The organism is Pseudomonas sp. PHC1 (assembly GCF_046487845.1).
Classification (GTDB): Bacteria; Pseudomonadota; Gammaproteobacteria; order Pseudomonadales; family Pseudomonadaceae; genus Aquipseudomonas; species Aquipseudomonas sputi.
Genome location: NZ_JBJXHJ010000007.1, coordinates 13,293 through 32,722 on the forward strand (window position 1 = coordinate 13,293; position 19,430 = coordinate 32,722).

A 19,430-nucleotide genomic window follows, 5' to 3' on the forward strand; every position below is an offset into this window, starting at 1 on the left:
GCCTATGAAGATTGTTTCTCGCGATCAGTGGTTCGAAGTGCAAACCCTGAGCGGCGGCATTCGCCTGATTCACGAGCCGTACATCCGTCCCTTCTACCGCTGCAACCTCTGGCATGTTCAGGGGCGGGACAAGGATCTGTTGCTCGACAGCGGTTCCGGGCTGGTCAGCCTGCGCGAGCAACTGCCGTGGCTGACCGAGCGGCCGCTGGTGGCGGTGGCCAGTCATTGCCATTTCGACCACATCGCCGGGCATCACGAGTTTGCCGAACGGCTGGTGCATCCCGCCGAGGCGGACATCCTTGCAGCGCCGGATGGCGAGAACGATCTGAGCCGGGCATTCGTCGGCGACGACATGTTCGAGGCGCACCCGGACTGCCCGTTGTGTTACGCCGAATACCGGGTCAAGGCGGCACCGGCCAGCGGGTTTGTCGAGGACGGCGATGTGCTGGACCTGGGCAATCGCACGCTGCAGGTGCTGCACACGCCGGGACATTCACCGGGCGGGATCAGCCTCTACGAAGCGGCCAGCGAAACCCTGTTCAGCGGCGACATCATTTACGACGGGCCGTTGATCGAGGACGCCTACCATTCCAACCTCGACGACTACGCCGCCAGCCTGCGGCGCTTGCAAGGGCTGAAGATCCGCACGGTGCATGGCGGGCACTTCGGCAGTTTTTCCGGCGCGCATCTGCGCGGGATGATTGACGAATGGTTGCGTCGGCACGCCTGAGGCCTGCTGTACTTCAATCAGGTCAACCACAGTAAAGATCTGCCATGAGAAGAGCTGCCGTGCGTGCTGCCGTGCACCGGTTCATCCTGCGCCTGCTGGAAAACCGTGAATTCGACGACCACACCAGCCTTGCGCAACTGGGGCTGGAAAAAGCGGATATCGAAGATCTGATCTTCCATCTGGAAGACGAATTCGGACTGACGGCCTTCACCGCCGAAGAGGACCGGATGCTCAAGACCGCGAAAACCGTGAATGACCTGAGCCGGTTTCTGATGGAAATCGAGCGTCACTGAAAACAAAAAATCGCCTCCGGCCGCCACTCCGTGGAGCGACAGCCGGAGGCGATCTCTTGTCGTTTAAATCCTTTGATCCTTCAAAGCGGGGCATTACCGCCGACGTGGCTGACGCCGACGCTGTTCGTCATCGGTGCGAATCGGGACCGGTTGCAGAGGCGGTTCGATCAAGCCGAGGGCAACACCCAAATCGTGCAGCCAGTTTTGAATTTTCTCTTTCATCGTCATGCCCCCTTCAGGGTGGTGCTGAGCGTCCGGAATTCTGAGGCCGCTTCGCACTGATAATAGTCCGAAGTCCTACGCAATGCTCGGCCAAATCCGCAATGATCTGTTACTGAATTGATCCAAATCCCTGACCGTTCGTTCAAGCCGTTTCCCGCACGTCCTCGCCAGCCACGGGATAGAGCGCCTGCTGCTGTTCGATCCAGGCATTGAGGTTGGCACCGGCCATGCCCCGCCGCCACATGAGCCATGTTGTCGCACTGGCAAAAGGCTCAGCCAGCGGATGCACCGCCACGCTTTCGCGCCCCGGCAGGCTGGCGAGCATCGACTCCGACATCAGCGCCACTCCGCTGCCGGCGATCACGCAGGCGAGCATGCCCTGATAGGACTCGATCTCCATCGCCCGGCCCATCGCCGCCTGATAGTGGGCGAACCACGCTTCCAGCCGCGCGCGATAGGCGCAGCCATGGCGAAAGGTGAACACCGCCCGCCCTTCAACATCCCTGGCGCTGCGCACCGGCGGGTGATCGGCCTCGCTGATCAGCACCAGCCGCTCGTTGCACAGCGGCACACCGTCGATCCCGGCCAGTTGTGGCGGGCCGTCCACCAGCGCGGCGTCGAGGCGCCCGGTGAGCAACCCTTCGAGCAATTCGCCACTGGGCCCGGACTGCACCTGCAGATTCACCGCCGGGTACTGCTTGTGATAGCGCGCCAAAAGCGCCGGCAAATGGATCGCCGCCGTGCTGTACAGGGTGCCGAGCACGAAATCCCCCGCCGGTTGCCCGCCCATCACCGCTGCACTGGCCTGATCGCGCAGGGCGAACAGTTTGCCGGTGTAGTCCAGCAGGACTTTTCCCGCAGGCGACAACTGCAAACGCTGACGCTCACGAACGAACAGTTCGACACCCAGTTGCTCCTCCAGCTGTTTAAGCCGGGTCGACAGGTTCGACGGCACCCGATGCAAACGTTCGGCGGCGCGGGTGATCGAGCCCTCCTCCGCCACGGCCTGGAAGATCCGCAATTGGCTGAACTCCACAACCTTTTCTCCTGAACAGAACAAGTTGCTCACTATTATTCAATTTTAAAGAAAGTCAATCAGTCCTAGCCTGACGGTCATCGAACCTCCAACGGAATTCAGACCATGTCACCGCTGATCCGCTTATCCGCCTGTTTCGTTGCCCTGATGATGGCCATGGGCATCGGGCGTTTCGCCCTCACCCCGCAACTGCCGCACCTGCTCAGTGAAGGCCAGATCGACCTGACTGCCGCCGGTCTGATTGCGGCGGCCAACTACCTCGGCTATCTGCTCGGTGCGCTGGACGCGATGTTTTCCCGCCGGCCGGATCAGGTGCAGCGGCGCCTGCATGGCGGTCTGTGGTTGTGTGTGCTGCTGACGCTGGCGTCATTCTGGGCCAACGGTTTCTGGTCGCATTTGTTGCTGCGTTTCGGCACCGGCGTGGCCAGCGCCTGGGTGCTGGTGATGATTACTGCGCTGAGTCAGCCACTGGCTGCGGCGGCGGGTCGTCCACGGTTGGGGGCGCTGGTGTTTGCCGGGCCGGGGCTGGGGATTTTTCTCACGGGGTTACTGGCGCTGTTCTCACATCTGGCGCAACAGACGTCCGCCACCCTGTGGCTGATCTATGCCGCCGTGGCGCTGGTGATGTTGCTGGGGATCGTGCGGATCCTGCCGCAACCGGGTGTCGGCGTGCCGGCCGCGCCGACTGCGATCGGTTCGTCAAATCGTGGCATAGGGCGTTTGGCGATTGTTTATGCGTTGTACGGCGTGGGCTACATCATCCCGGCCACGTTTCTGTCGCAGATGGCCAACGCGCAGTTTCGCGGGCAATGGCAGGCCGATCTGTTCTGGCCGTGCTTCGGCCTCGGCGCCGCCATTGGCGTGTTTCTGGTGAGTTTGCGTCGGCACGATCCGGATACCACCCGGCACTGGCTGATGGCGACGTTATGGCTGCAAGCCGCCGGTGTGTTCGCTTGCCTGCTGGGCAGCGGCCTCGGCCTGGCACTCGGTATGATCCTGTGCGGCACGCCGTTCCTGGCCTGCATGCAACTGGTGATGCAGCGCTCCCGAGAACTGGCGCCCCACGCGACCCAGCGCAACGCCGGCCTGCTCACCGCGTGCTTCGCCGTCGGTCAGCTCAGCGGGCCGTTGCTGGCGGCGCTCAGCAGCCACTTCAGCGGTGGCCTGCAACCGGCGCTGGTGATCGCCGGCAGCGGCCTGCTGATTGCCGGCGGCCTGGCGTGCAAATCGGCTACGGCTGACCGAGGGCTTTGCGCAAACGCCGACGCACCCACTGTTCCGCGCTGACGAAGGTGATGCCGAGCAACACCAGGACGGCGCCGACGATGAAGTTCAGGCTCAGTTCTTCGCCGAGCAGCACCACGCCGAACGTGACGCCGAACAACGGCGTCATGAAGGAAAACACTGCCAGATTGGCCGCCAGGTAACGACGCAGCAGCCAGAACCAGGTCAGGTAACTGAAGAACGACACCACCAGCCCCTGGAACAGCACGCTGCCCACCGCGACGACGGTCAGGCTGACGTGGGTGATCTGGCCGCTGAGCAGCGCGATCAGCAACAGGCCGATGAAGCCGACGATCAGTTGATAGAACAGGGTCAGGGTCACTGGCGCCTCCGACAGGCGCGAGGCGCGCACCACCACAGTGGTCGCGCCCCAACTGGCGCCGGCCAGCACGCCGAGGGCATCGCCCATCAGCATGCGGCGATCGAGGTTGTCCCACGACACGCCGCCGGCAAACGCCACGGCGATCCCGACGAACGCCATGAAAATCCCCAACCATTGCACCGGCCGCAGACGCTCGCTCGGCAACAGGAAGTGCACACCCAGCGCGGTGAAGATCGGCGCGGTGTAGAGGAACACCGACATGTGCGCCGCCGTGGTCAATTGCAAGCCTTCGGAGATGAACAGGAATTCGAGGCCGAACAAGGCACCTGCCAGCAAGCCGCCGCGCCAGGTAGCACCGACCTGATCCCAACCGCCCTTCCAGCAGATGAGCAGTCCTACCAGCAGCGCGGAAATCCCCGACCGCCCCGCCGCCTGCATCACCGGGGCAATGTCGGTCGCCGCCCACTTGATCATCACCTGCTGTACGCCCCAGATCAGGCACAGGCCGATCATCACTTGCAGGGCAAATCCGTCGGCACTGCGCCGACTGACGCTCACCTCGACACCTCGAACACACACAACATGGCAGTTTTTCCAAAGGTCAAACAAAGCCCCGGCGCTTTGTCCGGGGCGAAAAAGGATGGCAGGGATTATCAACCAGTCGGACAGAAATTGCCGCCCGGCAAAGACCCGCAATTGCCCTGTTGCGTCATGCCCGCCGTCAGCTTCGGCGAGCGGCCCGGAACCCGACCGTACAGGCCAGCGCCGTGGCAAACGTCCCCCAGGCCCAATCCATCAGCGACACCTGTGCCGACCATCCGCGCAACGTCGCCCAGTTGGTCAAGTCATAGGTCCCATAAGCCACCAGCCCGAGCAGCGCCCCCAGGCGAGCGGCGCGTTGCCAGGTCAGCGACGGCAGCACCACAAACACCACACAGCCGAAAACGTACAGGCAATAAAAAACCGCTGCTGGCACCAGCAACGGTTTTTCGAGCATCAGCGAACCGAGCAGTTCGCGATAGGTCGGCGCCATCAACACGCCGAGCCAGAGCCCGTCGAGCAGAAGAAACGCCAGCAGTGTGGCAACGTAGGCAATCAGTGCTTTTTTCATCTACCCGATCTCAAGTAAGCCCATGCAACATGGGCCACGGGAGACTCAGGTTAGTTCAATGCGATCGGCATGAATGACAATCTGGCCGTTTTTGTACAACGAACCGATGGCCTTCTTGAAGTTGCCCTTGCTGACGCCGAACAGGCTGCTGATCAACGCCGGATCGCTCTTGTCGCTGACGGCCAGGGTGCCATCGTTTTCGCGCAACTTGGCGAGGATCTTCGAGTTCAGGCTGCTGGCCGCTTCCTGCCCCACCGGTTGCAGGCTCAGGCTGATCTTGCCGTCGGCGCGCACTTCCTTGATGAAGCCTTTCTCGCGCATGCCGGCACGCATGAACTTGAAGATTTCATTCTTGTGAATCAAACCCCAGTGCTTGTTGTTGATGATCGCCTTGAAGCCCATGTCAGTGGCTTCGGCGACCAGCAGATCGACTTCCTGCCCCGCGCTGTAGTTGGCCGGGGTCTTGTCCAGATAACGATCCAGGCGCGCGGTGGCGGTGATGCGGCGGGTGTGCTTGTCGAGGTAGACATGCACCACGCAGTACTCGCCGGCGGTCATCTGGCGTTTTTCTTCGGAGTAAGGCAGCAGCAGATCCTTCGGCAGGCCCCAATCGAGGAACACGCCGATGCTGTTGACTTCAACAACTTTCAAACTGGCAAATTCACCGACCTGAACTTTGGGTTTTTCAGTGGTGGCAATAAGTTTGTCATCGCTGTCCAGATAAATGAAAACATTGAGCCAGTCTTCATCTTCGCTGGGAATATCTTTGGGGATATAACGGTTGGGCAAAAGAATTTCGCCGTCGGCACCGCCGTCCAGATATAAACCGAAGTTAGTGTGTTTAACCACTTGCAAACTGTTGTAGCGCCCGACTAAAGCCATTTCCAATACCCTCATTGCGTGGGCGGCATTCTACCCGGTTTTGCCAGGTTCGTCGGTCGCCCATCGACCGGCCGACCGAAAATCTGCGGGAGGCTTTGATTTTCCTGGATTTCACGCCGGATGCGCGCCGCTCGTCAGGCCAGCATGACGGCCTTCACGTGATCCCGACGCCCCCCGACATCATGGAATCGAATAAATGTTGTGAGTTAAAACAGCAGGTTAGCGGGATATTTCGAATATTTAATCAAGCCTAATCCACCGGCGCGCCGAGTTATTCCGGAGGATATTTACCAAGCAATTGTCAAGTTATTCCTGTACGATGCCTGGCCGAGTTACTTTTCTACAGGTTAATGGCCGCCATGCGTGTAAAAGCATCCACCAGCAAAGCAAAGCCAGCTCCAGCCGTTGAAACCAGCGAATCGATCAACGATCAGATCGCGGCATTCCTCAAGTCCGGCGGCGAGATCCAGCAAATTGCCAAAGGCGTCAGCGGCCAGACGTTCGGCCCGTCCAAGCAGATCAGCCTGGGCAAGAAATAACCCCCCGCAGCACACCAGTCCAAAGGCGCTTTGAGCTTCGAAGCGCCTGGACCGGATCACTCGCAGACCTCCCTCGCGTTTAATCAAACATTCAAAAACAGCAGAAATCGACGAACGGCCCTCGATGCCGATCATTCGCCGGTATCCTTGCACGCGTCTGGATCAAGCGTTTCAGCAGGCCTTATCGCCCTGCGCTCGCTGTTCAAGGAGTGACGCATGCTCAAATCTTCCTGTTTATTGTTTGTAGGCCTGCTGGCGAGCCCGGCGGCGCACGCGCAGATTTTCCAGCGTGAACTCGGTGACTTCGACCTCAAGCTCGGCACCTCGCCCAGTCGCAGCATGGCCCAGGGCCTGGTCAAGCCGTCGGCGATCGGCTCGTTCCACGGAGGTCTGGACCTGAGCCATGACAGCGGCCTCTATGTCGGCCAGTACGCACCGAGCATGGGCCTGACGCCGGGGAAGAACCTCGAAATCGATTCCTACATCGGCTTTAAACAACCTTTCGATCAGACCCTCGGCTACGAAGTCGGGATGATCCATTACAGCTATCCCGAGGTCGACACCCTCGACAGTCAGGAACTGTTCGGTGGCCTGACCCTGCTCGGCAGCCGGATCGGCATCGCCCTGAGCAACGATCCGGATAAACAGAACAACACCCTGTTTGCCGACCTGGGCGGCAATCAGCCGTTCGGCATCGGGATCAGCATGAAATACACCACCCATCAGTTCAACACGCCGGTCTCGGTGGACGGCGGTTACGTCAGCAGTTTCACCGATTGGTCGGTGAAACTTTCCCGGCCGTTCATGGGCATCGACCTTGATCTGATCTACAGCAACTCCAGCCTCAGCGGCAGCGATTGCTCGGCCTATTCCGGACATAACAGTCAATGCGACGGACTGGTCACGCTCAAGGCCGAACGCCCGTTCTTTTGATAGGCTGAACTGCCGGGTCCATCCTGTGTTCACATAAGAATCAGACCCTCAAGGCTGGCTTTCGCAAGGACTTGCCCATGTCTAGCTGGTTCCAACGCATCGCTGTTCTAATGATCCTGACCCTTGCTCTCGGCGCCTGCAGCCGTGTCGGCCTGGCCTACCGCAATCTCGACGTGATCATTCCGTGGACGCTCAGCGACTACCTGGACATGAACGGCGAGCAGAAAGGCTGGTTCAACGAACGCCTCAGGGAACACCTGAGCTGGCACTGCACCACGCAGTTACCGGGTTACCTGGACTGGCTCGATCGCCTGCAAACCATGGTCGAAACCAATCAGGTTACCGACGCCGCCCTCCAGGCCCGCACCGCAGAAGCCAAGCAGGCGATCGCCGAAACCGCCCGGGAAATCACCCCGTCGGCGATTGAATTGCTACAAGGGCTGGATGATCGGCAGGTTGCTGAAATGAACGACGCCTTTGCCGAAGACCTGCAAAAGCGCCAACGGGAATACCTCAAGCCACCCCTTTCACAGCAGATTGCCGAGCGTGGCGCACGCATGGACAAACGCCTCAACGACTGGCTCGGCCCGTTGAGCGTCACTCAGGAGCAGCGGGTGATGGCCTGGTCGACCGCTCTGGGCGATCAGAACACCCAGTGGATCGCCAACCGCGCCCACTGGCAGAAGCAATTCAGCGCGGCGGTGGCGCAACGCAAAAGTCCTGAATTCCCACAGCGGATCGAGACGCTTCTGGTCAATCGCGAGCGTTTATGGACAGCGGATTACCAAAAGGCCTACGCCAATACCGAGGCGCAGGCCCGTTCGCTGTTCGTTGATCTGATGGCCGACAGCACGCCTCAGCAGCGCCAGCGCCTGTTGAAAAAGATCGAGGGCGTGCGCAAGGACTTCAACGACTTGAAGTGCCTGAAGGCCGCACAAAAAAGCTGAGACCATTGAGAAAACCGTGGGAGCGAGCAGGTTCGCTCCCACGGTTTTTTGTGCAACGCCTCAGGCAATCTGCGCCTTGGAGGCCACCTCATCAAACGTCAGCGCATCCAGCGCGTCTTCCTGCTCATCGAGTACCTGACGCGGATGATCATTGCCGGGAATGCTGCTGTCGATCAGGCTCAACAGGCTGGAGCCGCGCGGGGTCAGGCCGAAATTGTTGCCGGTACTGCCTTCGTCCTCGCCACGGGGCTCGATATAGCCTCGCTCCAGCAGCAGCTTTTCGTAGTCGCAGGCCAGCGTTTTCAGGTGATCCAGATTCTCGATCGCCTCGCCCGCCGCCGCTTTCTCTGCCGCATAGTCTTCGGCGAAAGACCGTGGCGCGAAGCTGTGGCCCGCGCCGTTCTGCACTTCATGCAGCAGGCGTTCAATCAAATCCCAGTTATAAGTCGTCATCCTGATTCAACCTCCGGTGCGCGTGATTTTTTGGCGCGTTCACAGGTTGTGACCGGACCGTTGCGTCACCGTTCAGGATTATTCGGCGCGCCGACCGACCGGCGGTCTGTCGATTTCCCAGGGTGTTAAACGACTAGTCTGAAACAGACGGTTTCAACCCCCGCAGGAGAAATCATCATGAACGTTGAGAATCATCCAGTGGTGTCGCGCGAAGAATGGCTCGTCGCCCGCAGGCAGCATCTGGCCGATGAAAAAGCCTTCACCAGGGAACGCGACCGCCTCAGCGCCCAACACCGCGCCCTGCCCTGGGTGAAGGTCGACAAGGATTACCGCTTCATGGGGCCGAACGGCGAATTGAAACTCGCCGACCTGTTCGGTCAGCACAGCCAACTCGTCGTTTACCACTTTATGTTCGCCAAGGGCTGGGAAGAAGGCTGCCCGGGCTGCTCATTCCTCAGCGACCACATCGATGGCGCCAATTTGCACCTGGCCCATCACGACATTGCGCTGGTGGCGGTGTCTCACGCACCGTTCGCCGAATTCCAGGCCTTCAAGCGGCGGATGGGCTGGAGATTCGACTGGGTGTCTTCAAACGGTTGCGATTTCAACTACGACTTTGGCGTGTGCGCCCGCGCTGAAGATGTCGTAGCAGGCAAGGCTACGTACAACTACGAAAAGACCGACAGCGCCGAGGAAGAAATGCCCGGTCTGAGCGTGTTTTATCGCGCCGACAACGGTGACATATTCCACACCTACTCAACCTATGCCCGCGGCCTCGACCTGCTGGTCGGCGCCTACAACTACCTCGACCTCACGCCCAAGGGCCGGAACGAAGACGAGATCATGGAATGGGTGCGGCATCATGACCGGTACAACGGGGCATCAAAATCCAGTTGCTGCCATGGAGACTGAGCGCCAACAACACTGAACTTTTCACCGGCCACAGGCCTCAACCGGTTAACCCGCCTTAACCGGAACCGAGGCCTGCCCCCATGAAGACGCTGCTCAAGCTCACCCTCGCCGCCACGCTGGCCTGTGCCCTGCCCGTCTGGGCCTGCACCCCGGAAGAAGCCACCGCCAAACGCGAGCAACTGGCACAGGAAGTCGCGAAGCTCACCGAGCAAAACCCGACCAAGGCCAAGGAGATGAACGCCGAGTTGCAGAAAGTGGATCTGGGCACTGCCTCCGCCGATCTGCCGGACAAATGCCAGTTGATCGATCAGCGCTTGAAGGAACTGGGGTCGGCCGAGAAGAAAACCGAGGGATAACACCCGCTCGAACAACGACAGGCTTTGGTATCGATCAGGCTGGATCGATGCCAACGCCTGCCTCCTTTTGTCCGGAAATTTGCATTAACGCATTCAATTATTTGCACAAATGCATACTCACACCTAGGGTTACCCCGAGCCTGATCGGAACCGGCCATCGGAGATGGCAACCCTTGAGCACCGATCGCTCGGCATTAACGTTATCCCGCAAACGCGGAACGCCTGTTTTCATTCATGGAGGATTGAAAAATGTTAACCACTGAAACAACGGCACTGCCCGGCAATACCCTGCCCGCGTGCCTGACCGGCCATCTGCTCGACCCGCAACTGGTCGAGGTCGAGGCCGCTGTTCAACAACGTGCCCTGGCGGCCGCCAGCCTGAACTTCACCATGCAGCAACAGACCCAGACCAACTGGTGCTGGGCCGCCGCTTCCGCCTCGGTCGGCAACTACTACGGCACCGGGTCCTGGACCCAATGCGCCGTTGCCAGTGCCGCCCTGGATCGCAACTGCTGCAATCAACCGGGGCCATGCAACGTGTACGGCTATCTCGACGTTGCGCTGAAGATCACCCGCAGCTTCAACGGCATGAATTCGGGTTCGCTGCAAATGTCGGCCATCCAGAACCAGATCAACATGGGCCGCCCGATCGGCCTGCGCTGTGCCTGGTACGGCGGCGGTGCGCACTTTCTGGCGATCTACGGCACCAACGGCAATTACGTGCTGGTCGCGGATTCGATCTACGGCTATTCGACCCGCGCGCTGAGTGCCTTCCCCGGTTCCTACAACGGCGGCGGCAACTGGACCCACACTTACTTCACGGCAAAAAACCAGGGGGCGGCATCATGAAACTGACTTATCCAAAGGCCCCTTCCAACGGCGTACAAACCTTGCGTCCGGCCCTGCAGGCCGCGTTGCAGACCCAGGGATTCGGCGTCAATCGCCAGTTCGCCAGTGCTGCGCCCGCCGGGATCAGCCTCAGCGAGGCCTATCGCGGCTACTCGCTCAGTCTGGAAGACCTGAGCCAGGGCAAAGGCCTGAAAGACGCCCGAGTGGGCGACTGGCATTACCTGGTGTTTTCCGGCGGAGTATCGATTGCCGATGCGCAATTGGCCGAAGTACGCGGTCACGTCGAGTTTGCCTCGTTGAACCACGGCCACCTGGCGGCCGCCACGGTCGATGCGCTGAAACTGGCGGAACAATCACCGCAATTGAAGGGCAAAACCGTTGAGCTGCGGACGCTGTTTGTGTCGGCGCTGCACTTCGTGGCGATCTGGCTGCATGCGGCGGGTGAAGACGTTTTGATCCCGATCGAGCCAACGCCGAAAGAACTGGCGCTGGCAGGGCTGTACAGCGAGGCCGCCCTGCTCGCACAGCTCAAACCGGCAGCCGATCAGGCCAAGCGGCGCTTTGATGCCGACACCACGGGCCTGCTGGGCAGTTGATAAACGCTGGCAATAAAAAACCCGGACCATGTCCGGGTTTTTCTTTGCCTGCCTGAAACGGCTTATTCAGCCGCTGGCGCTGCCGGCTTGCGGCGTTTCAGCGGGGCCATGCCGTCGCTGCTCACCAGAGCGTCCGGTTTCGGACGGTTGGCGCTCTTGCGCTTGGTCGGGGTCTTGGCGGCGGTTTTCTTCTTGTCGCCCTTGGCGTCGGTCTTTTTCTTCTTCACGCCGACGGCCTTGCCCGAGGCCTTGACCTTTTTCGGTCCGCCGTAGGTGCCTTTGACTTCCTTGATGGTACGGCGCTCGAAGCTCTGCTTCAGGTAGCGCTCAATGCTCGACATCAGGTTCCAGTCGCCGTGGCAGATCAGCGAGATTGCCAGACCGTCGTTGCCGGCACGGCCGGTACGACCGATACGGTGCACGTATTCGTCGCCGCTGCGTGGCATGTCGAAGTTGATCACCAGATCCAGGCCATCAACGTCCAGACCACGGGCCGCCACATCGGTGGCCACCAGGATCTTCACGCCGCCCTGCTTCAAACGGTCGATCGCCAGTTTGCGATCCTTCTGGTCTTTTTCACCGTGCAGCACGAACGCCTTGTATTCCTGGGCGACGAGGCGACCGTAGATGCGGTCAGCCATGGCCCGGGTGTTGGTGAAGACGATGGCCTTCTGATAGGTCTCGTTGGCCAGCAGCCAGTTGACGATCTGTTCTTTGTGCTGGTTGTGGTCGGCGGTGATGATCTGCTGACGAGTGGTGTCGTTCAGTTGGCTGACCGCGTTGAGCTGCAAGTGCTCAGGGTTGTTCAGCACCTTGGCAATCATCTCGCGCAGGCCGGAACCGCCGGTGGTGGCGGAGAACAGCATGGTCTGCTGACGGTTCGGGCATTCGTCGACCAGACGCTGCACGTCTTCGGCAAAACCCATGTCGAGCATGCGGTCGGCTTCGTCGAGCACCAGCACTTCGACTTCTTTCAGGTCGAGGTTGCCGGCGTTCAATTGCTCGATCATCCGGCCCGGGGTGCCGATCAGGATGTCCGGCACCTTGCGCAGCATGGCGGCCTGGACCTTGAAGTCTTCACCGCCGGTGATCAGACCGGACTTGATGAAAGTGAACTGCGAAAAGCGCTCGACTTCCTTCAGGGTCTGCTGGGCCAGCTCGCGGGTCGGCAGCAGGATCAGGGTCTTGATGCTGACGCGAACCTTGGCCGGGCCGATCAGGCGGTTGAGGATCGGCAGGACAAACGCGGCGGTCTTGCCGCTACCGGTTTGCGCCGTCACCCGCAGGTCACGCCCCTGAAGCGCCAGCGGAATGGCCGCGGCTTGCACAGGCGTTGGCTCGACAAATTTCAGCTCGGCCACGGCTTTGAGCAGGCGTTCGTGCAGGGCGAATTGGGAAAACACGGGTGCTACCTCGAAGATATGCAAAAAATCAGCTGCATAGGTTACCGGTTTCGAGCGCTCAGGCCGAGTTTCTTTGTGAAATCCGCGGTAATCAGTGGCTTTTTTGTTGCTCGATTTGTCTCCAACGGTAATACACAGCGTCTTAAATGCTCTAATCGCCCGTCGCGTCTTACAGAAGAATCGTTTCGCTCATGGATTTCAAACAGCTCTGGCTCAACGCCCAAGACCTCTGGGGTGCCCTCGATCAGCACCCGCTCCTGCACGCCGGCCTGGCGCTGCTCCTGTTGTTGGTGATCGCGCTGGTCCTCGGACGAGTGGCGCGCTACCTGATCCTGCATGCCAGCCGCATGCTGGGTCGCCAGCCCTCGCTGCACTGGATCAACGACTTTCGCCATAACAAGGTGTTCCAGCGCCTGGCGCAGATGACGCCGTCGCTGGTGATCCAGTTCGGCCTGCACCTGGTGCCGGAGCTGAGCAAGACCGCCATGGTGTTCCTCGGCAACGTGGCACTGGCGTTCACCATTCTGTTCCTGCTGCTGTCGGTCAGCGCCCTGCTCAATGCGCTGCTGGACATCTACGCCCGCACCGAACACGCCCGCACCCGCTCTATCAAGGGATATGTGCAACTGGCAAAAATGGTCCTGTACGTGTTCGGCGCGATCATCATCGTCGCCACCCTGATCGACCGTTCGCCGCTGTTGCTGCTGTCCGGTCTGGGTGCGATGTCGGCGGTGATCCTGTTGGTCTACAAGGACACCCTGCTGTCGTTCGTCGCCAGCGTGCAACTGACCAGCAACGACATGCTGCGGGTCGGCGACTGGATCGAAATGCCGCAGGTCGGCGCCGATGGCGACGTGGTCGACATCACCCTGCACACGGTCAAGGTGCAGAATTTCGACAAGACCATCGTCTCGATCCCGACCTGGCGCCTGATGTCCGAATCGTTCAGAAACTGGCGCGGCATGCAGCAGTCCGGCGGCCGGCGGATCAAGCGCAGCCTGTTCATCGACGCCAGCGGTGTGCGGTTCATCCGCGACGATGAAGAAGAAAAACTCTCCCAGGTGCACCTGCTGACCGCGTACATGGGCCGCAAGAAAGCCGAGCTCAAGGCCTGGAACGAGGCGCAGGGCAACGTCGCGGCGATGTCGGCCAACCGCCGGCGCATGACCAACATCGGCACCTTTCGTGCCTATGCGCTGGCCTATTTGAAGAGCCACCCGGAGATCCAGCCGAACATGACCTGCATGGTCCGCCAGATGCAGACCACGGCCCAGGGCATTCCGCTGGAAATCTACTGCTTTACCACCACCACGGTGTGGGCCGATTACGAGCGGATCCAGGGGGATATTTTCGATTATCTGCTGGCGGTGCTGCCGGAGTTTGGGCTGAGCCTGTATCAGCAGCCCAGTGGTGGGGATTTGCGGTCGGGGTTATTGCCGGCAGTCCTTGGCGCGAGCCATATTCCCGAGGCCGGGAAACAGATCATGTAATGACACAACACCTCCGGAAACGCTCGGCAAAATGCGTCGAGTGACCGGAGGTTTGGAGCAGGCCCGTTCAAAAGTGACCTAGCACCCACTTTTGAACAGCGGGAGTGTCATTTATGTCGCCATCGAAAACATACCGCGGTTCATAACTCTGATTGTTTCCCCGCACCCGGCCTCTCCAGACTTTCAATGGCAACCAAAACTGGGCCCCGCTCGGCAAAACCTGAGCGCCAATATCGATATATACGGTGTCAGCACTCGTTGGTAACCCGAACTGGATCGCTCCTGGAACGGCCAGTACGGCGTCTGCAAAATCCAGACAGGCACTCGCACAGAACGAATCAGTCACCAGCACGAGTTGACCCTTGAAAGTTTTCTGCTTCAGGTCTTTCGAGCGATCTTGATCGAGCGAAGATGTATCGGGCTGTCGCAACCAGTCGGCCTTCTCCTGCAGTGCAGCGTTCATGGACTTACGCAAGCCTGAAACAAAGGTATAGGCATCGCTGCCTTTCCCGTAATCACGTTCGGTACTGGCCAAAGCGCTATCGAGCGTTGAAAGTGCAAGAGGAGACACTCGCCACATTGCATACGAACGAGAGGATCGGTCCAGACTTTCTACAAACCTTTCACCCAACAACGCAGACAGAATCCTCGCTCCGACCAGACTGTTACCGCCACGATTGCCGCGTGTATCGAGTACAACCAGTCTGGCATCATCAATACTTTCGAGAACATCAAGCATCTTCTCGAGGGATGCGTTTTCGGATGCCGAAGGTGCGAAATTCGACGCATGAACCCAATAACGTCCGTCGCCGAGGTTCAGGACCGTCTGAGGTGGTTGAGGTTGATACAGGAAATCCGCTAATTGCCCGCCATCCTCCTGCCATAACAGATCGTAGTTTTGCTTTACTCCACTCGACAGAACAACCTGGCATTTGCCCGCCCGTTTTCTGGCCAACACTGGATAGTCCCCATCATCAACAGTCAAATGCTTCGCAAGGTGATTCCAGGTGGATTGCAAATCCAGTCGGCGATCTATGTAGGGTGATATCTCATTGCTCACTATCTCGCGAACTGTTTTACCGTCACATGAAATGACTCTGGAACCGATTGGCGGCAACGGTACCGGCCAGCCCTTCGCAACACGACTGACAACAAAATCCTCCCCTCTCTTGTCCAGAATGAAACCGGCCCACGAAGACTTGTCCTTTTCGGATTGATAAATGCCTACATGGCCATCCTTGAACCCTGAAATATAGAAACCCAGAACAGCTTGGGTATCTCTTCTGGAACCGACAAGGAGGGACAATTGCCTTGCCTCCAGATAGCCCCGTTCGACCCAGTCAGTGAAGTCTTTATTCTCTTTATCTATGGCCCCCGGATGGGAGCTAACTATCAGTTGATGAACCGCGGCAAGATCTTTGACAGCCAGGTCTACAAACCCGGCCTTGTGAGTATCCTTAGCCAATACAGAACCGGTAGCAGCGACACTCATCAGAACAATGGCCAAAACTTTATTATAAAAATTCAAATCGAAATTATTAATCATGCAAAAGCACCAAACCAAGGGAAATCATGATCACATGGATATATTCTGGTCATTGCGTACAAGTACACCAACGCTCGCAGCCAATCGAATTCTGGCGGCTCTCCATCGTGCCAGCGACTGTACATACTGCTGGTTTGCATTGGCGAGTGCAGTCTGAGCGTTCAAAAGTTCGATGATTGAACCAACCCCGGCCCTGTATCGCCCCTTGGCCACTCCCGAAGACTCCTCGGCCGAACGCACCAGACTTTTTGCTATGTTGATACTCTCGTTCTCGGTTTTTAGGTCCGAGTAATTCACCCATATGGCATTGGTAACGCTCAGCTCAGCCTGCCTTAACAGAGCCTCTTGAAGCTGTATGTTTTCGTAGGCTTCGGAAACTCTGGAGCTGTTTCGAAACCCTTCAAATAACGGAAATGTCAGTTTTAGCCCAACCTCCATCGCGTTGTAGTCCTTGGAATTTTCCTGAGTGTAACGTTTCTCGGAATAAGAACTTACAAAAGACAGACTGGGCTTCCCTTCGGAGATAACCGTTTGCAGATGAAACCTACTGGCTTCAAGCTGGGCTCTGGCAGAAAGAACGGATGGATGCTGCGCTGCCGCCTTCTGAATCAATAATTCTAGCGATTTGTTCAAGTCATCGGAAAAGACAGACTCATCAAGCTTGTCGATCGCTATTTTCGCTCCCGGATCCACACCTAATGTATAGGTTAATTGCGCCACTGCCTTTTGGTAGTTTCCTTGTGCTCTGACGCGATCAAGGATCGCCTCTGAATGAGCTGTTTGAGCCTGCAGCAAATCTGCTCGCGCGCCCACTCCCGCAATGTATTTGGCCTGCGCAGCCAGAAAGCTTTCTTTGGCCGCCGATTCATTATCAAGGCTCGAGGCAATCACACCTTTCGCCGCGGCAACGGCAAAATAGTCTCTGGAAACATCGGACACCAGAGACAACGATTCTGAATCCTGAGCCAGGACTGCCGACAGTAATAGACTATTGTTTTCCTCAACACTGCCGCGCCTTCCACCGAAATCCAGCAGCAGCCACGACAGATTCAACGAAGAGCCCCATGAAGACTGTTCATTTGCAGCCGCCACGTCCTTGAGTACATCGCTATTCAAGTACAGGCTTGGCAAATAAGCAGACCTGGCCGCAGCCACCTTATGTTTCTGAATTTCTATATTAGCTCTCGCTCTGAACAAGTTTGGATTCGCACAAAGCGCAAGTTCCAATGCTTCATCAATACTCAGAGACTCATCCCATGCACATCCAGAGGAGAAGTTTTCCCTCGTTTTCTCAGGACTCGAGCCTGGATTTATTGATGTATCGAGATAAGCCACCTCTCCGCGCCGGGAAACGTCAGACATCGGCGCCGCGCAAGAAAGTAAAGGCACCAGACCCAGTGCTGCCAATAACACAGGCGAAAAATACTTGTGCATTTCAAGACCGCCTCATCTGAATCACGCGGTCGGCCGCTGCAATGGTATCAGGTCGATGAGCAACAATAATCCGTGTCATTTTCAAGCTGGCCACAGCACTGTTAACTTCTTTTTCCTTCTCCAGATCGAGGTGACTCGTCGCCTCATCGAGTAAAAGAATCCGGGGACGTTTATACAATGCACGGGCCAGAAGAATTCTTTGTTTCTGACCGCCGGAAAGAACACTTCCCATGTCGCCAATAGATGTGTTGTAGCCCATCGACATTGACCGTATGTCCTCATCGATAGCGGCCATCTTCGCACACGTCTCCATCCACTCCTGATCAGGTTGATGATCAAAAAAGCAAATGTTATCGGCAATCGATCCAGAGAACAGATCATCATCCTGAAGAACAGTACCGATCATGCTTCGTAAATTCTCGATCCCCACCTTGCTAATATCCAGACCGCCGACCAGAACTTCTCCAGAAGTCGCCTTGAAAATACCAAGCAACAAATTCAGCAAGGTCGTCTTTCCACAACCAGAAGGCCCGGTAATGGCTACAAATTCACCTGGAAGCACTTTGAAATTTACATCCGACAAAACTTCCTTTTCATGATCACCATACTTGTAGCTCAGCCCTATCACTTCGATACTTGGCTCGACACCTTTATTATAAGACCCGGCATCTTCGACCATGAGTTCTGGCTTCGTCAGCACTATATCTGCAAGCCGCTCACCTTGAACCTGAAGCATCTTCACTTCAAAACCTTTATTGATCAGCGCAGTGAGCCTCAAATTGAAAATCGACTTATAGGCTATGAATGCCATCAAAAAACCGATAGAAAACTTCCCATCGATTACCATACTGACACCATAGTAGATGATCAATATGTTTTCTATACCAGTAATTACACCTATTGCGCCATGATATAAAATATGAATCTGCTGCGTTTTCAAGTCCAGATTAACTTGGCTTACAAGCATCGATAGCCAGGACGCCCTTCTATCTTCCTGACGTTGGAATAACTTTATCGCACGAATCCCCCTCGCTGTTTCCAGAAAATGGGTTTCCTGTCGGGCGGAATGTATGATTTGCTCTTCTGTCGCCTTCTTCAAAGGCACAAACCATAAAAAACGTATTGCCAGATACAACGCAAGAGCCATAACCGAAATCGAAGCAAGGAATGCACTGTAGTAAAACATCATGCAGACAATCGCGACCGACATGACACCGTCGAGCAGCGCTTCCAACAGCGATGTAGTGAGCGTTCTCTGAACCTGATCAATAGAAGAGAATCTCGACGTTATATCGCCGAGACTCCGTTTCTCGAAGTACTCGATCGGCAAACTTATAAGGTGCTTAAATATATTGGCCTTGAGCTGTATATTCAAATGCGTACCAAAATACAACAGCATTCGAGCCCTTATAAGCTTCATGAATTCCTGGGCCAACATAAGCCCCCCAAAAGCCAGCGCAAGCATGACTAGCAGATCGACATCAAACGCCGGCAAGACATTATCCAGCGTCAGTTGCAGAAACAAAGGGGACATGAGCGACATTAATTCTAATGCTGATGCCACCGCCAGAACCTTTGCCGCTGATCGATAGGCTCCACGAACATTCCCGATGACCGATGTTATCCCAACACGCGGCGGTTTTTCCTTTAATTCGAAGCCTGGATTCGGCCATAGCTCAAGGGCGATACCAGTGAAAAATTTTGAAACTTCTTCGTATGCAACCGTCCTCTTTCCAAGCGCAGGATCATGTATGACAAATCCCGTCTTGTTGACCTCTACCAACACCACGAAGTGGTCAAAATTCCAATGGAGTACACAGGGTAACTTGAGACTGCTCAAACCGGCCATTTCCAGCTTTACCGGACGGCTATTCAAATTCATTGCATTTGAGATCTTTACGAGCCCACGCAGAGTCAATCCTTGCTGGGAAACCGAAAATCGCTGACGGATCTCTCTTAAATCCGTGTGATATCCAAAATGACTCGCAATCATCGCGACGCACACCAACCCGCACTCCGAACGCTCGGACTGATGAATGACAGGTGTACTGTTTTCGGAATGAAAATTGATTTTTCCAAGCAACTCTTTCAT

The 19,430-nt window shown here is 57.2% G+C and carries 21 protein-coding genes; 11 read left to right on the forward strand and 10 right to left on the reverse strand.

From position 1 onward, the window contains the following. Nucleotides 1–4: 4 nt before the first annotated feature. A complete protein-coding gene (locus tag ACKJSM_RS11985) occupies nt 5–730 on the forward strand; it encodes an MBL fold metallo-hydrolase (protein WP_410237557.1) in 726 nt (241 codons plus the stop codon). Between the two features lie 44 nt (nt 731–774). Beyond that, nucleotides 775–1,023 (forward strand): acyl carrier protein, encoded by a 249-nt coding sequence (locus ACKJSM_RS11990; protein WP_236182125.1) that lies wholly within the window; start codon nt 775–777, stop codon nt 1,021–1,023. Nucleotides 1,024–1,116: 93 nt separating this feature from the next. Here the strand turns inward: ACKJSM_RS11990 and ACKJSM_RS11995 are convergent, their stop codons facing one another. Both ACKJSM_RS11995 and ptrR read right to left on the reverse strand, forming a co-directional pair. Next, nucleotides 1,117–1,245, reverse strand: a complete 129-nt coding sequence (locus ACKJSM_RS11995; RefSeq protein ID WP_003184145.1) for a PA1414 family protein — start codon at nt 1,243–1,245, stop codon at nt 1,117–1,119. Nucleotides 1,246–1,387: 142 nt separating this feature from the next. Next, entirely contained in the window at nt 1,388–2,281 is an 894-nt protein-coding gene (gene ptrR / locus ACKJSM_RS12000) for a putrescine utilization regulator PtrR (protein ID WP_410237559.1), read from the reverse strand. 105 nt (nt 2,282–2,386) lie between these two features. Here ptrR and ACKJSM_RS12005 point away from each other — a divergent pair, with 105 nt between their 5' ends. Then, nucleotides 2,387–3,568: an MFS transporter gene (locus ACKJSM_RS12005; RefSeq protein WP_410237561.1), complete on the forward strand. Its 1,182-nt coding sequence runs from the start codon at nt 2,387–2,389 to the stop codon at nt 3,566–3,568. On the opposite strand, the gene ACKJSM_RS12010 is transcribed toward ACKJSM_RS12005, so the two are convergent. From ACKJSM_RS12010 to ACKJSM_RS12020, 3 genes are all read right to left on the reverse strand, one after another. Beyond that, nucleotides 3,513–4,445, reverse strand: coding sequence for a DMT family transporter (locus tag ACKJSM_RS12010; RefSeq protein ID WP_074691142.1), 933 nt, complete (start codon nt 4,443–4,445; stop codon nt 3,513–3,515). The genes ACKJSM_RS12005 and ACKJSM_RS12010 overlap by 56 nt on opposite strands. 163 nt (nt 4,446–4,608) lie before the next feature. Further along, on the reverse strand, nt 4,609–4,998 hold the full coding sequence (locus ACKJSM_RS12015; protein ID WP_236182121.1) for a DUF2177 family protein: 390 nt from the start codon (nt 4,996–4,998) through the stop codon (nt 4,609–4,611). A 45-nt stretch (nt 4,999–5,043) separates the two neighbouring features. Next, nucleotides 5,044–5,880, reverse strand: a complete 837-nt coding sequence (locus tag ACKJSM_RS12020; protein ID WP_064383204.1) for a S1 RNA-binding domain-containing protein — start codon at nt 5,878–5,880, stop codon at nt 5,044–5,046. Nucleotides 5,881–6,230: 350 nt separating this feature from the next. Between ACKJSM_RS12020 and ACKJSM_RS12025 the strand changes: the two genes are divergently transcribed. The 3 genes from ACKJSM_RS12025 to ACKJSM_RS12035 all read left to right on the forward strand — a co-directional run bounded on the left by ACKJSM_RS12025 (nt 6,231) and on the right by ACKJSM_RS12035 (nt 8,299). Continuing rightward, a complete protein-coding gene (locus tag ACKJSM_RS12025; RefSeq protein ID WP_016985943.1) occupies nt 6,231–6,419 on the forward strand; it encodes a hypothetical protein in 189 nt (62 codons plus the stop codon). A gap of 216 nt (nt 6,420–6,635) precedes the next feature. Then, nucleotides 6,636–7,352 carry a TorF family putative porin gene (locus tag ACKJSM_RS12030; protein WP_236182120.1) on the forward strand — a complete coding sequence of 239 codons (717 nt, stop codon included), beginning with the start codon at nt 6,636–6,638 and terminating at the stop codon, nt 7,350–7,352. A 77-nt stretch (nt 7,353–7,429) separates the two neighbouring features. After that, a complete protein-coding gene (locus ACKJSM_RS12035; protein ID WP_410237565.1) occupies nt 7,430–8,299 on the forward strand; it encodes a DUF6279 family lipoprotein in 870 nt (289 codons plus the stop codon). A 60-nt stretch (nt 8,300–8,359) separates the two neighbouring features. Here ACKJSM_RS12035 and ACKJSM_RS12040 read toward each other — a convergent pair whose 3' ends face one another. Then, a complete protein-coding gene (locus ACKJSM_RS12040) occupies nt 8,360–8,752 on the reverse strand; it encodes a transcriptional regulator (protein ID WP_236182118.1) in 393 nt (130 codons plus the stop codon). A 177-nt stretch (nt 8,753–8,929) separates the two neighbouring features. Between ACKJSM_RS12040 and ACKJSM_RS12045 the strand changes: the two genes are divergently transcribed. The 4 genes from ACKJSM_RS12045 (at nt 8,930) to ACKJSM_RS12060 (ending at nt 11,465) form a co-directional block, all read left to right on the forward strand. After that, complete coding sequence (locus ACKJSM_RS12045; RefSeq protein ID WP_410237567.1) at nt 8,930–9,664, forward strand: DUF899 domain-containing protein; 735 nt, start codon at nt 8,930–8,932, stop codon at nt 9,662–9,664. A gap of 80 nt (nt 9,665–9,744) precedes the next feature. After that, on the forward strand, nt 9,745–10,020 hold the full coding sequence (locus ACKJSM_RS12050; RefSeq protein WP_410237569.1) for a hypothetical protein: 276 nt from the start codon (nt 9,745–9,747) through the stop codon (nt 10,018–10,020). Nucleotides 10,021–10,269: 249 nt separating this feature from the next. Next, nucleotides 10,270–10,869, forward strand: coding sequence for a papain-like cysteine protease family protein (locus ACKJSM_RS12055; RefSeq protein ID WP_339485324.1), 600 nt, complete (start codon nt 10,270–10,272; stop codon nt 10,867–10,869). Next, the gene (locus tag ACKJSM_RS12060; protein ID WP_410237571.1) at nt 10,866–11,465 is read left to right on the forward strand and encodes a hypothetical protein; all 600 of its coding nucleotides are present in this window, start codon (nt 10,866–10,868) and stop codon (nt 11,463–11,465) included. The genes ACKJSM_RS12055 and ACKJSM_RS12060 overlap by 4 nt, the downstream gene beginning before the upstream one ends. Before the next feature lie 62 nt (nt 11,466–11,527). Here the strand turns inward: ACKJSM_RS12060 and ACKJSM_RS12065 are convergent, their stop codons facing one another. Then, entirely contained in the window at nt 11,528–12,868 is a 1,341-nt protein-coding gene (locus ACKJSM_RS12065) for a DEAD/DEAH box helicase (protein WP_011332966.1), read from the reverse strand. Between the two features lie 191 nt (nt 12,869–13,059). Between ACKJSM_RS12065 and ACKJSM_RS12070 the strand changes: the two genes are divergently transcribed. Beyond that, a complete protein-coding gene (locus ACKJSM_RS12070; protein ID WP_410237573.1) occupies nt 13,060–14,358 on the forward strand; it encodes a mechanosensitive ion channel family protein in 1,299 nt (432 codons plus the stop codon). 67 nt (nt 14,359–14,425) lie between these two features. On the opposite strand, the gene ACKJSM_RS12075 is transcribed toward ACKJSM_RS12070, so the two are convergent. Genes ACKJSM_RS12075 through ACKJSM_RS12085 form a run of 3 tightly spaced genes read right to left on the reverse strand, consistent with a single transcriptional unit; the run spans nt 14,426 to nt 19,430 of the window. Beyond that, nucleotides 14,426–15,904, reverse strand: a complete 1,479-nt coding sequence (locus ACKJSM_RS12075) for a S41 family peptidase (RefSeq protein WP_410237575.1) — start codon at nt 15,902–15,904, stop codon at nt 14,426–14,428. 30 nt (nt 15,905–15,934) lie between these two features. Next, the gene (locus ACKJSM_RS12080; protein ID WP_410237576.1) at nt 15,935–17,338 is read right to left on the reverse strand and encodes a TolC family protein; all 1,404 of its coding nucleotides are present in this window, start codon (nt 17,336–17,338) and stop codon (nt 15,935–15,937) included. A gap of 1 nt (nt 17,339) precedes the next feature. Then, nucleotides 17,340–19,430, reverse strand: a complete 2,091-nt coding sequence (locus ACKJSM_RS12085; RefSeq protein WP_410237577.1) for a peptidase domain-containing ABC transporter — start codon at nt 19,428–19,430, stop codon at nt 17,340–17,342.